Genomic DNA, 12506 nt, shown 5'->3' with positions numbered 1-12506 from the left:
AACCCAATCGGTGCCCTTCGGAAGCTGAAGGTTTGTAGAGTCTCCAGCTATCTACGGAAAGGAATCTGGTGATAGCAAAGCGTTACAAGCTCTCGGATGAGGCCTGGGCTGTGGTTGCTGATGTCTTCATCGAAAAACCATGGCTGAGGGCGCCCCCAGCTGAGCGATCGCCTGATGCTTCATGGCGTGCTCTGGGTGCTCAGCTCAGGTGCTGCATGAGGGACACCGTTGCCAGACCTTGCCGAACTGCCGACCTTGCAGAAGGACGATCCAGCGCCGGATTTCACTTCAGCAATGCAGGTAGCAACACGCCATCGACCAAAGCGGTTAGAAACTCCAAATCGAATGGTTTTTTTTGTATGAGTGCCCTGTAAGCAGCCATCGATGGGAGCACCTGCGATAACGCATTGATGTCTGCCTTCGGTGAAATTTCGCCACGCTCAAGTGCGCGTTGCATCAACAAGCGGTTCACGACGGCCCAAGGTTGAACAATCGCAGCATCTCCTGCCTCACCGAGCTGCGGATTCTGCAGCAACACTGAAGCCAGTCCTGCCATGACGCGCATCTTGAGGTGAGCCTCTTCAACTGATTGTGGTTTGAACAAAGCGAGCAGATCACCTCTGAGCGTGCCGGTATCTGGAAGGCGATCCAAATCGACCTGGCTTCTCTTGAGGTGTGTGACTGCTTCTAGAATCAACTCAGCCTTGGAACTCCACCGGCGATAAACAGTGGCTTTTCCTGTCTTTGCCCGCGCCGCAACCATATCCATGGTCATGCCGTCATAGCCCGACTCCGCGAGAACTTCTATTGTCGCGTCGAGAATAGCTTCATCGCGTCCTGGATCACGGCGGCGCCCCCTCGTTAGCGGGGCCGATACCGGGCCTTCTTCCAGGGTAGTCATGGGATTTCCTTGATCTTGAATTGCCAACCTCTTAACCCTTTTTGGATGGTGCCTGACTGTACCAAATAATTACGATACTTGCCAGTCTCGTATTTGTATGGCTTGATGATCTCAGGTTTATCGATCAGGAAGCATTGAGCATGCGTTACAACAGACTCGGCAACACCGGCTTATTCGTATCCGAATTCTGCCTCGGGACGATGACCTTTGGTACGCCTGCGCCGCAATACGCGGCAGCTGGCGGCGTTCAGCAGGAAACAATGGATCAGATTTCTACTCGCGCTTTTGATGTGGGGATCAATTTCATCGACACCGCCAACGTCTATTCGGGCGGACAGGCCGAGACTATGGTTGGGGAGACGCTGAAGAAGCATGGAGTCGCCCGCCACGATGTGGTGATCTCGACCAAAGCAGGGCATGCCACCGGGAGCGGCCCTAATGATGGCGGCTCATCGCATCGTCATCTGATCCAGCAGGCTAAGGAAAGTCTGAAAAGGCTGGATACTGATTACATCGACCTTTACCAACTGCACGGCTGGGACCCTGTAACCCCTATCGAGGAGACGCTGCGGGCGCTTGATGATCTCGTACGACAAGGACATGTCCGGTACGTTGGCGTTTCAAACTGGGCGGCCTGGCAGGTCAGCAAAGCGCTGGGCATCTCGGATAAGTTGAGTCTTAGCCGGTTTCAGTCATACCAAGGTTATTACTCATTGATCGGACGCGACGTAGAGCGCGAGGTCTTACCGATGCTTGAATCGGAAGGCCTCGGGCTGATTGCTTTCAGCCCGTTAGCTGGAGGCTATCTCACCGGCAAATATCGCGTCGACGCAAAGTCAGGGCGACGCGCATCTATCCAATTTCCACCGGTAGATGAAGTGCGAGGTCAGTCTGTATTGTCGGCAATGGATGCACTCGCCTCAGCTCGCGATGTGTCGTTGGAGTCTGTTGCCCTAGCCTGGATGCGTCACAAGCGAAGTGTCACCAGCACGATCCTGGGTGTGAAAAGCGTGGATCAGCTTGAACGTAATCTTCATGCCATCGACCTCAGTCTTTCAGATGAAGAGGTCAATGCCCTTGAAGCGACGAGCGCGTTGGCATTGGAGTATCCAGGTTGGATGATTGCTAACGATGGTGCTGCTCGTCATCGACTTTTGGAGACCGGAATCCCAGAACAAACACGGGTGCCGCGCTCTAACGAGCCCGCAGCGCACGCCCCCTCGTCCGGCGGGAAGTAGGTCATGTTTCATGTCATTTTTAGCATGCCTTGCCTGTATGTCATCACGCGGTTTGTCTGGCCAATGCCATGGGCACTTTCAGTCAAGATTGCAGTGGCGTTATTGATGCTGCTTGCCTCGCAATACCACCTGTTCTCGCGGATTTCATCGGGGAGCGTTTTTTCTCCGGAGTTTCCACGTTACTGGGTGATGCTTTTCAACTGGGCATTCGGTGCAGTGCTGTTGGTCACCGTACTCCAGATTGTCGTAGACCTGAGCACCTTGCTAATGGCGCTGATTCGACAGAACTGGGTCACCGTACCGGTGGGGATGCGATATGGCATAGGCACGATCGCAATGGTGTTGGCAGCCATTGGCGTTCAACAGGCGGTGCGCGTACCGCCAGTTAAAGACGTCACCATTGCAGTCAAAGGTTTACCCCTTCAATTCGAAGGGTACAAGGTATTGCAACTAACCGACCTGCATATCAGTCGTTTATATGACGAGCCCTGGACGCAGGCCGTCGTGAAGGCTTCGAACGCTCTCGGTGTTGACCTGATGGTGGTGACGGGTGATCTCATCGACGGGTCGATTAGCGACCGAAGGTTGGATATCGATGCACTGCGTGATCTCCGAGCACCTGACGGCGTTTATGTCATCCCTGGGAATCACGAATACTTTTTTGATAACGAGGCTTGGATACAGCACTTTGTTTCTCTGGGGATGATACCTCTGTCTAATAGTCACACTGTGATCGAGCATCACGGTGCGCAGGTTGTTTTGGCGGGTGTTACCGATGTAACGGCCCCTGAGACAGGCTTTCCGCCCCCCGATCTATCGCACGCTCTTGCAGGAGCGCCAAACGATGCGCCAGTGATTCTGCTTGATCATCAGCCCAAAAATGCGCGTGACGCCGCAGGTCAGGGAGTAGCACTGCAACTTTCAGGTCATACCCATGGTGGAATGATCCTGGGTCTGGACCGACTTGTAGCGCTGGCTAACGGCGGCTTCGTTTCAGGGCTCTACACCGTTGGAAGCATGCAGTTGTATGTCAACAATGGCACCGCGCTTTGGCCTGGGTTTGCCCTTCGCCTTGGCCGACCCTCGGAACTGACACGCATCACACTTCGGCGGGCTGCTGGCTCCTAAGGTGAACGCGTGCCGTGGGATGATTCTTTGTCCAGTTGATGACCATTCCTGGCACAGCTGTCAAACACAGGCGGTCCTCCATGCATTTGTTCCTACGTCCATTTGTCAATGAGGAACAGACCTGACCATTCAAAGGGTCAACCTATCCTGGCCGGATTGACAGTCAATGGTTTCAGATTCTCGCGATACCTGTACCAAGTCTCAGCGGCGATAGGAAACTGTCAACCGCATGATGACAAGCTGATAACAACCATTATTGGCCGGAGGATCCGTTGGTGGCCGAGGCGACCGCCCGCATCACAAGTAAAAAACCAGCTACCACACCGCAATGTCATACGAGTGATCTAGCCGAAAAAATGGGTGACCCTGCCGGCTGCAAAACGAGATCTTTCAAAACCGAATGGGCGAAGGAAATTTATGTTTCCTAACCCAACACTTTCCCGAACAACTGATTCTGGTGGGTCTCGTTTTGAAAAGCATACGAGGGGGACCCAAGGTGTTCATAACCCCGCCGTGGATAGAACGCGAGCGCACGATGGTTTCCAATCCAGACGGTCGCCCAGAGCAGGGATGCGCCGCCAAGGTGGGCACATTTCTCGGCCTCTTCGAGCAATCTATATCCGATGCCTCGTCCTGTGAATCTCTCCTGTACATAAAGACGTTGCAACTCGGCCGAATTCTCATAAGAGATTAAGTCATGGTCGGCGCTCATCGCTACCTGCGCGAACCCGACCAGGTGGTCGTTAACCTCGGCGACGATAATAAAGCTGTCCGACTCAGCGATGATTTTTGACATGTTATCTGGGGAAAAAGAGTCCAAGACCTCTTGTGCAATAGCGTTCCGAATACCTTCTGTAGCGTAGGTGTCGAGAAACACCTGCATTCCAAGTGCCGCAAGACACAGACTGTCTTGAGCCGTCGCATGGCGAATAACTATCTGTTGCGCTTCAGGCATTCGGATGTCCTCTCTGCTGTAGCGTTCGGCATGCGCGAGTGAATGGGCAGGCCGAGGCCTGGGTTAGCGTTTCGCGCTGTCGGCAGGTCCAATCCCGAAGCAATCTTGTGTGTGAACTGCTCGGTTGCTGAGATACCTGGTCGAGACCGTGAAAATTCATGTCCTGGACTTTACCAAAGCAAGTCGAGTGCTACAGCTACGATGGGGGGAACGTAACCAATAGCAAACATTATTGACCTGATGACCTACTGGTGCCCAAACCGACAACCTGCATCAAAGCTCGCAAGTAAAACCCACCTACCACACTGCAATGTCATACGTCAGATACAGCCGATTGCTGTCTCTCCCCCGTGCGGTGTCGGATCGGTAGACGTAGTTGCGCAGTTTCACGCCCAGGCCTTTCAGGGTGCCCGTCGGTACCACGTAGGCGAGTTCGATGTCGCGCTCCCATTCGTTCACGCCAGCAGGTCCCGACTTTCCGTCCGAGCCGCTGATGTAGCGGGTCATGAAGCTCAGGCCGGGCAGCCCAAGCTGCTTGAAGTCGTAGCCGTAGCTGGCCAGCCAGGTCTTTTCATCTTCCTCGATGAATTTGCCGATGCCGACGTTGCTGAACGAATACACGGTAGCGCCGTTGATGTAGGGCAGGCCGCCGTCGCCGTGCAAGCGCTGGTAGCCGGCGGCGACCGTATGGCCGGCCACGGCGAAGCTCAGTTGGCCGCTGAACATGCCATTGTCGATCTTTCCGGAATAGTGGTTGCCCTCATCCCGGCTGAAGAAATAGCGCAGGTCGCTGGTCAGTACGCCGGCGCCCAGCGGCAGGGTGTGCAGCAGGCCGAAGAAGTCCTGGCTGTAGAAGTCGTCGAGCTGGCCGCGAAAGTAGCTGAGCCGCAGCTGTTTGTTCACCGTGTAGTCGGCGCCTGCGTAGGTGAAGTCGCCACCTTCTCTGCCGGAATACCCGTCGGGAATGATCGAGCGGCTGTCGGTGGAGTCGCGCAGCTTGAACTGATCGAGCTGGCCGGCGGTGAGCAGCCTGTCATCGAAGTCCTTGCTGACCAGCTGGGTGCCCTGGTAGGTCTGCGGGACCAGGCGCGCGTCGTTGTAGACCAGCACCGGTGTCTTGGGCAGCAGGGTGCCGTGCTTGACCACGGTTTGCGCGAAGCGGGCCTTGGCAGTGAGGCCCAGGCTGGTCGACTCATCGGCTGCGCGACCGTCACCGTGCACGGGCAGCAGCCCAGTACCGCTGCGGCCACGGCCTGAGTCGAGCTTCACGCCCAACAGGCCGAGGGCGTCGAACCCCAGGCCGAACGTCCCTGTGGTGTAGCCGGACTGGAAGTCCAGCAGCACGCCCTGTGCCCACTCGGTGCGCTCGCTTTTGGCAGTGGCGGCGGCGCGCGCACTCAGGCCGTTTTCATCACGGAAGTTTTCGTTGAAGTACACGTTGCGAAGTTGCAGCTTCAGGGTGCTGTCATCGATAAAACCTTGGGCCATCGCCGAGCCGTGCAACAAAACGCTCAGGCACGGTAAAGCGAACCCGCCGATCAGGGGTGTACGCATGGGTGAACTCTCTTCTTGTTATGGGTAGCGGGAGGTTATGCGAACAGGCTGATCGCACCGGTCAGCAGGGCCAGGGCGGTCACCACCAGGGAGGTCAGCACCGCCCATTTGACGGTTGCCTTCTGAAAGTCGCCGATGTCACGGTCGACCATGCCGACCAGCAATAACGTCGACGCTACCAGCGGGCTCATCAAGTGCACGGGTTGACCGAGGATCGAGGCGCGGGCGATTTCCACGGGCGAGATGCCATAGGCTGCGGCGGCATTGGCCAGAATCGGCACCACCCCGAAGTAATAGGCGTCGTTGGACAGCACGAAGGTCAACGGCATGCTGGTCACCGCCACCACCAGGGGGAACAGGTGGCCCCAGGAAGGCGGAATCATGTCGACCAGCGACTGTGCCAAGGCGTCGACCATCTTGGTGCCGCTGAAGATGCCGGCGAACACGCCTGCTGCAAACACCAGCAGGACCACCGTCATGGCGTTGCCGGAGTGGGCGAGGATGCGCTCCTTCTGGATGTCCAGTTGTGGGTAGTTGATCATCAGCGCCAGCACGAAGCCGATCAGGAACAGCACCGCCGAGTGGGCCAGCCCCATGACCAGCGCCACCATCACGCCGATCACCAGCAGCAGGTTGACCCAGACCAGTTTCGGCCGCTTGTACGGTGTATCGCCCAGAATGGCTTCGATGTAGCACTCGCCGCCACCACTCTGCAGGTGCACGCTGCCGATGCGCTTGCGTTCGGCCCTGCCCAGCAGGTACGCGGTGAACACCACCCAAGCGGCGCCGCCCGCCATCGTCGGCAACAGCGGAATGAAATACTCGCTCGCATCGATACCCAACACGGCAATGGCACGGGTGGCGGGGCCGCCCCAGGGCGACATGCCGCTCATGATACCCAGCGCCAGCATGGCTACGGTGGCCAGGACCATCGGGTTCATGCCGATGCGCTTGTACAGCGGCAGCATGGCTGCGCAGGTGATCATGTAGGTGGTGGTGCCGTCGCCGTCCAGTGCCACGGTCAGCGACAACAGTGCGGTGCCGATGGCGATCTTCACCGGATCGCCGTTGACCTTCTTGAGGATCTTGCGGATCAGTGGATCGAACAGGCCGGAGTCGATCATCAGACCGAAGAACAGGATGGCGAACAGCAGCAGTGCAGCGGACGGTGCGACCACTTTCAGGCCATCGAGGATCATCTTGCCGGTGGTTCCGCCGAATCCGCCGATGATGGCGAACACGATCGGTACCACGGTCAGTGCGACGATGGGGGACAAGCGTTTGGACATGATCAGGTAGGTGAACACGACCACCATGGCTAAGCCTAACAGCGCCAGCATATGAGTTATCTCTTGTAGTTATTTGGGGAGTTGCGCTGATGCGAAAGCGGGTCACACAGGTTAGAGCGGGTGTGGCCTCAACCGGCCAATCGGTGTGTCGTTGGCACGTGGACAGTGCCTGAGAACAATCGGCGGGCCGTTCTCACGACCGAGGCTCGAACGGTACCGGCGTCGTGGCCGACGTAGGACAGGCTGACTTCGATTGCGCCGCTGGGGTGTTCGATCTTCACCGTGGTCAGGCGCTTCTGGTGGCGCTGGCCCAGCATCCGCTCCAGCACGGTCCCGTCGGTGACACAGGCGGTTGCCAATCCGATCGAGCCGGTAATGGCCAGCGCCTTGTGGCAATTATGCGGCATGAAGTAGCGCACTTGCAGCGTGCCGCCGGCCTGGGGCGGGGCTACCAGCACAGGCTTGGGAATGACCTTGTCGGTCACATCGCCCAGGCCCATCAACAGGCCCGCACGCAGGCGCAGGGTTTCCAGCTTGCGGAGAAAGTCCTTGTCGGCGTCGAGCTCTGCCGGGGTTTCATTGCCGGTCTTGCCCATCTGCGACGCTTCGACAAGCATCATCGGCATGGCCATGTCGATGCACGTTACTGGCACATCGCCCAACCAGTCGACAGTGGCACCGGTGGGAAACAGCTTGCCGGTCTTGCTTCCTGCAGCATCGAGAAAGGTCAGCCCTACGGGGGCGGCGGTGCCAGGTACGCCGTCGATCGCGGTATCGCCTTCATAGGTGACCTCGCCGTTGGGCGTGCACACATCGGCGCAGATGAACGTGCCGGTATTGAGATTGCGGATGCGCACCTGAGTCACCCCCGACTGTGCCTGGACCAGGCCTTGATCGATGGCGAACGGGCCGACCGCGCAGAGCATGTTGCCGCAGTTGGGCGCGGTGTCCACGCGTCGTTGCGAAACCATCACCTGGACGAACAGGTAGTCCACGTCCGCGTCCGGGTGATCGGAGCGAGACACGATGGCCACCTTGCTGGTCTGCGGGCTGCCGCCGCCAATGCCATCGATCTCCAGCTCATGTCCGGAGCCCATCGCATCCAGCAGCATCTCATCGCGCTCGGCGGATCTTGCCGGTAAATCTGAGGCCAGAAACACCGGCCCTTTGGAGGTCCCGCCACGCATCAGTACGCAAGGAATCAGTTGCATAAGTCACGACTCTGGTAATCAATGGACGTCATTGATGTATTGGAGTGAAGATTTACACAGCTTGAATTGCTAGATCCAATGCAAAGATCGTAGTGATTATTCCATCAAACGAAATAAAGAATTGACTGGAGCGTTCCAGTGTTGGAGAGTGAAATTCATGCAATATGAGCTGGTCGATATACGATCATTCGTGAAAATCGCCGAAGTGGGCAGCTTTCACGAGGCGGCGGATCAGCTGCACATTTCTCAGCCGGCACTGACTCGGCGTATCAAGAAGCTCGAAGAAGGTCTGGGTACATCTTTGCTCGACCGGACCACTCGCCGCGTCAGCCTGACCAGCGTCGGGCGCGACTTTCTGCCCAAGGCGCGGCGCCTGCTCGACGATTTCGAAGACTCCATCCTCAATATCAAGGAGTTGGCCGAGCGGCAGGTAGGGCAGGTGACGTTGGCGTGCATTCCCACGGCGGCGTTCTATTTCCTGCCGTCGGTCATTCGTATCTACAACCAGCAATACCCGCAGATTCGTATCAGGCTTCTGGACCTCAGTGCCAATGAGGGGCTGGAGGCGGTTCTGCGTGGCGAGGCGGATTTCGGGATCAACATGATGAGCGGCCAGCATCCGGACATCGAGTTCCATGCCCTGGTCAAGGAGCCGTTCGTGCTTGCCTGCCGACGCGATCATGAGCTGGCGAGTCGCAAGTCGGTGAAGTGGACCGAGCTGGCGGGCCATCAGTTGATCGGGGTGGGCAGGCTGAGCGGCAATCGCATGCTGCTCGACAACGCTTTGGCAGGTTTGCCCTGGCGCCTGAAATGGTTCTACGAAGTGCAGCATCTGTCCACGTCGCTGGGCTTGGTGGAGGCCGGCTTGGGTATTTCAGTGATGCCCAGCCTGGCCATGCCGGCCGGGGAGCATCCTACCCTGGTGAGCGTGCCGCTGATCGAGCCGGTCGTGGACCGAACCCTGGGCCTGGTCACGCGCCGGGGCAGCTCGCTGTCGCCCGCCGCCGAGAAATTCGTCGCGATCTTGCTGGAGCAGTGGCCGCAATAATCGCTTGACCTGAGGCGCAGGCGCCGCAGGTCGAACGATCATCGGCCAGTTGCCAGGGCGCTTAGCGCGGAACCGAATCCAGCCCGGTGGCACGTACCGCTTCCTGTGCAGTGGGTGAGGCCAGGTACTGGAGCAGTTGCTTGGCTTCGGCCGGATGCTGGGCGTTTTTCGGAATGCCGGCGGCGTAGCGAGTCACCGACTGCACGTCTTCCGGAATCTTGCCGACGAAGGTGATGCCGGGAATCGGCAGCAGTTCGGCGACTTGCTGGAAGCCCAGCTGGTAGTCGCCCTTGGCGACCACGGAAGCCACCGGAATGCGCTCGATCATCTTGCTCTTGGGCGCGAGTTGATCCTCGATGCCCAGTTTCTTGTACAGCTGTTTTTCGATGTAGACGCCACTGGCGCTGTCGGAGTAGGCCACTGACTTCGCCGCCAGCAGGGTCTGCTTGAGCTCGGCGTCGGTGCCGATGGCAGGTTTCGCTGCGCCGGCCTTGACCGCCAGGCCAATGCGCGAATCGGCAAGTTCGACGCGCGAGCTGGCGTCGACCTTGCCCTGCTTGATCAACTCATCCAGCGCGTAGCCCACCATGATCACGACGTCGGCGTGTTCTCCACGGTCCAGTCGATTGGGAATGGCTTCCTGGGCCTTGCCCATGGACGGCCCCAGAATGGTGTTCAGGGTGTTGCCAGTGTCTTTGGTGTAGCCAGGAGCCAGGCTTTTGTAGGCGGCGGTGAAGCCACCGGACGTCATCACGGTCAGCTCTTGGGCTTGGGCGAGAGGACTCAGCGCAAAGGCGGCCAGGGCCAGTGCGGGCAGGGTTTTGACGAACGATTTCATGGTGTCTCCAACGCTTTCGAGAGTGTTTGTAACCAGTTGTAACAGAGCATTCTCGGGCAAACCGGGCGTCAGGGTAATTGTTGATTTCGCATGAATCGATGCGCGAAAGCGATCAATGCGCTATTCGGCGTTCGAAGCCCGCCATTCAGGCAGGGAAAATTTCGGCGGTGCTGGTGGGTTCTGCCGTGCCCGGTCAGTGGCCTGCCGGGCACGAAAGTGAGATCTAGAACTGATACTTCACCAACAAACTCGCCGTGTCCTGGTCGGTGGTGAAAGAGCCGTCATCCTTGATGCCGTATTTGTCGGACCAGTAATCGTATTCCACACCCACATACAGATGCTTGGCTTCGTAGCCCAGGCTTTTGCCCAGGTCATACTTGATCTGCGGGTTGAAGTGCAGGTTGGCGTGGTAGTCGGACTGGTTGTTGCCATGGCCGCTCTTGTTGTTCACCACCCAGTCGATGAAACCGTCGATCAACAGGTTCGAATTGCCCAGCGGCAAGGTGTAGGACCAGGCCGGGGTGATCTGCCAGGCGCCGGAAGGCACGCGGTTGCCGTCGGGTTTGCGGTAGTAGAAATTCAGCTGGAAATAGTCGAAGCCTGGAATGTCCAGGTCGAAGCCCGGACCTATAAGGTAGGCATCCACGTCGTCATCGCCGAACTCGTAGGTGGTGGCGAGCAGCACGTCTTTCACCGGTCCGAATGAGAGGTCCTGGCCCAGCAACTTGCCAGCGCTGAAACGCGGGCTGAATTCGCCATAGAGGCTGTAATGGCCATTGCCGGATCGCGCGCCGTTGTACCAGCTGTTGTCGACGAAGGCGAACAGGTCGCCCCACGTCCAGGCGCTGGCGTGTTCGACGGTGACGGTTTGCTGTATCGCCGGATCGACTTTGTAATTCTTGCCGTACAGGTACGTCAGACTTTCTCCGTGCCACAGCAATGGCCCTTCAGCATGAGCACTGCCAGCGCCCAGCAGACCCAACATGCACAGTGATGCTCCCCAAGCGTTTTTCATGTTTTACCCATCAATCAATGTGGTGTTTATGGCGCACCGGCATTGGTCCGACAGATGTCGTGGACCGGGCGTCGAAGTTGTGGGCAGACAACCGAGTTGGCTTCCCGACCCCGTGCGGGGCGCGGGCTTGTTGCGCTGGCGTCTTGCTGGCCGAAACGGGCCGGACGACGCTTCTTGTTTCAGTCGCGATCGATCGCGAACGGTCCCCAGGCCTGACGCACGGGGACCATTTCCAGGCGATTGATGTTGATGTGGGCGGGCAGGGTGGCGACGTGGAAAATCTGTTCGGCGATATCTTCCGCCGTCAGTGGCGTGGTGCCCTGGTAGACCTGGCCGGCGGCCTGCTGGTCGCCCTGGGTGCGCACCAAGGTGAACTCGGTTTCGGCGATTCCGGGCGCCAGGTCGGTGACCCGTACACCGGTGCTCAGCAGGTCGCAGCGCAGGTTGTAGGAAAACTGTTTGACGAAGGCCTTGCTCGCGCCATAGACGTGGCTGCCGGGGTAGGGGCACTCACCGGCGATCGAGCCGATGTTGATGATGCTGGCCCCGGCGCCGGTTTCCAGCAGTGCTGGCAGCACCGAGTGGGTCACGTTGACCAGACCGGTCACGTTGGTGTCGATCATGGTGTGCCAGTCAGCCAGGTTGGCCTGTTGCGCCGGTACCGGGGCCAGGGCCAGGCCGGCGTTGTTGATCAGTGCAGTCACGCGCTGGAAGGCCGGGGGCAAACCGGCGACGACGGCCGCGACCGCTGCGGCATCGCGCACATCCAGCGCAGCAACATGCACTGGCACCTGCGCGCCCAGTTCATCCAGCAGGGCATGCAGGCGCTCCAGGCGCCGCCCGGTGAGGATCAGCGACCAGCCGGCCTGGGCAAAACGACGGGCCGTGGCCCGCCCGAAACCGGACGTCGCACCGGTGATGAAAACAGTACCGCTCATGTGGAAACCTCGACAGCTTAAAAATCGACAGTTCAAAAATCGCTCAGCGTCGCTCTTCGCGAACATAGGGTTCACCCAGCGCGCCCGGCTGGCTGGCACCTGCGCGCTTGCTGGCAGCGACCCAGACCATGACCGCCAGGGTCACGGCGTAGGGCGTCATCAGCATGAAATACTGCGGCAGTTGCACACCGGCGGCGGCCAGTTGCGGAATCAGTGCCTCGATGCCGCCGAACAGCAGGGCACCGGCGAAGGCGCGCCAGGGTGACCAGCGCGCGAAGATCACCAGGGCAATGGCGATCCATCCACGGCCGCCGGTCATGTCGGCGATCCACATCTTGGTGCTGAGCACGGCAATGAATCCGCCCGCCAGCCCCATCAGTGCGCTGCCGGC

General features: G+C 58.7%; 11 protein-coding genes and 1 pseudogene. 3 read left to right on the top strand and 9 right to left on the bottom strand.

The features are described from left to right. Nucleotides 1–283 precede the first annotated feature (283 nt). Nucleotides 284–901, bottom strand: a complete 618-nt coding sequence (locus B2V21_RS14575; RefSeq protein WP_286917220.1) for a TetR/AcrR family transcriptional regulator — start codon at nt 899–901, stop codon at nt 284–286. A 140-nt stretch (nt 902–1041) separates the two neighbouring features. Here B2V21_RS14575 and B2V21_RS14570 point away from each other — a divergent pair, with 140 nt between their 5' ends. Both B2V21_RS14570 and B2V21_RS14565 read left to right on the top strand, forming a co-directional pair. Further along, nucleotides 1042–2139 carry an aldo/keto reductase gene (locus B2V21_RS14570; protein WP_286917219.1) on the top strand — a complete coding sequence of 366 codons (1098 nt, stop codon included), beginning with the start codon at nt 1042–1044 and terminating at the stop codon, nt 2137–2139. Nucleotides 2140–2142: 3 nt separating this feature from the next. Then, nucleotides 2143–3267 (top strand): metallophosphoesterase, encoded by a 1125-nt coding sequence (locus B2V21_RS14565; protein ID WP_286917218.1) that lies wholly within the window; start codon nt 2143–2145, stop codon nt 3265–3267. A gap of 424 nt (nt 3268–3691) precedes the next feature. Here the strand turns inward: B2V21_RS14565 and B2V21_RS14560 are convergent, their stop codons facing one another. The 4 genes from B2V21_RS14560 to B2V21_RS14545 form a co-directional block, all read right to left on the bottom strand. Continuing rightward, nucleotides 3692–4222, bottom strand: coding sequence for a GNAT family N-acetyltransferase (locus B2V21_RS14560; RefSeq protein WP_286917217.1), 531 nt, complete (start codon nt 4220–4222; stop codon nt 3692–3694). A gap of 297 nt (nt 4223–4519) precedes the next feature. Then, nucleotides 4520–5710, bottom strand: a complete 1191-nt coding sequence (locus B2V21_RS14555) for an OprD family porin (protein ID WP_286917230.1) — start codon at nt 5708–5710, stop codon at nt 4520–4522. A 101-nt stretch (nt 5711–5811) separates the two neighbouring features. Next, nucleotides 5812–7116 carry a CitMHS family transporter gene (locus B2V21_RS14550; RefSeq protein WP_043192708.1) on the bottom strand — a complete coding sequence of 435 codons (1305 nt, stop codon included), beginning with the start codon at nt 7114–7116 and terminating at the stop codon, nt 5812–5814. A 77-nt stretch (nt 7117–7193) separates the two neighbouring features. Then, nucleotides 7194–8276: a 4-oxalomesaconate tautomerase gene (locus tag B2V21_RS14545; protein ID WP_286917216.1), complete on the bottom strand. Its 1083-nt coding sequence runs from the start codon at nt 8274–8276 to the stop codon at nt 7194–7196. A 157-nt stretch (nt 8277–8433) separates the two neighbouring features. On the opposite strand from B2V21_RS14545, the gene B2V21_RS14540 reads away from it, so the two are divergent. After that, nucleotides 8434–9324 (top strand): LysR family transcriptional regulator, encoded by an 891-nt coding sequence (locus B2V21_RS14540; RefSeq protein ID WP_043192710.1) that lies wholly within the window; start codon nt 8434–8436, stop codon nt 9322–9324. 61 nt (nt 9325–9385) lie between these two features. Here the strand turns inward: B2V21_RS14540 and B2V21_RS14535 are convergent, their stop codons facing one another. The 4 genes and pseudogenes from B2V21_RS14535 to B2V21_RS14520 all read right to left on the bottom strand — a co-directional run. Further along, nucleotides 9386–10162 (bottom strand): substrate-binding domain-containing protein, encoded by a 777-nt coding sequence (locus tag B2V21_RS14535; RefSeq protein ID WP_286917215.1) that lies wholly within the window; start codon nt 10160–10162, stop codon nt 9386–9388. Nucleotides 10163–10385: 223 nt separating this feature from the next. Beyond that, nucleotides 10386–11177 carry an outer membrane protein OmpK gene (locus tag B2V21_RS14530; RefSeq protein ID WP_049860876.1) on the bottom strand — a complete coding sequence of 264 codons (792 nt, stop codon included), beginning with the start codon at nt 11175–11177 and terminating at the stop codon, nt 10386–10388. 179 nt (nt 11178–11356) lie between these two features. Next, nucleotides 11357–12115 carry an SDR family NAD(P)-dependent oxidoreductase gene (locus B2V21_RS14525; protein ID WP_049860877.1) on the bottom strand — a complete coding sequence of 253 codons (759 nt, stop codon included), beginning with the start codon at nt 12113–12115 and terminating at the stop codon, nt 11357–11359. 43 nt (nt 12116–12158) lie between these two features. Further along, nucleotides 12159–12506 (bottom strand): annotated as a pseudogene (locus B2V21_RS14520) (ABC transporter permease); the annotation flags it as partial.

The organism is Pseudomonas sp. UBA6276 (assembly GCF_002438365.1).
Classification (GTDB): Bacteria; Pseudomonadota; Gammaproteobacteria; order Pseudomonadales; family Pseudomonadaceae; genus Aquipseudomonas; species Aquipseudomonas coleopterorum.
This window is presented reverse-complemented; position numbering and strand designations above follow the sequence as displayed.